This window comes from Bacillus sp. GbtcB10, from assembly GCF_019091365.1.
Taxonomy (GTDB): domain Bacteria; phylum Bacillota; class Bacilli; order Bacillales; family Bacillaceae; genus Bacillus; species Bacillus altitudinis.
This window is the reverse complement of the sequence record NZ_JAGXJP010000076.1, coordinates 1-289: the sequence shown is the minus strand read 5'-3', so window position 1 is coordinate 289 and position 289 is coordinate 1. Positions and strand designations below refer to the sequence as shown.

1 pseudogene is annotated in these 289 nt (G+C 48.1%); it reads left to right on the top strand.

The annotated features are described in order from the left end of the window. Nucleotides 1-3 precede the first annotated feature (3 nt). A pseudogene (locus KVT11_RS19710) lies at nucleotides 4-289 on the top strand (glycosyltransferase family 1 protein); the annotation flags it as partial.

Sequence of the window (289 nt, the reverse complement as noted above, 5' to 3'; positions counted from 1 at the left end):
GGGATGAATGAGCCAAAGCGTGTACTTCATGTTGTGGGCGGGATGAACAGAGGCGGTGCAGAAACGATGATCATGTACATCTATCGTGCAATCGACCGAAATGTTCTTCAATTTGATTTCGTTACCCACCGGGAGAATGTCTGTGATTACGATGAGGAAATTCGTCAGCTTGGCGGGCGGATTTTTTATGACCCAAGTATTGGAGCGGCCTCTCCATGGACGTTTGTCAATACGTTGACGAAGACGATTAAGCAAACGGGACCTTATCAGGCGGTGCATGCACATACAG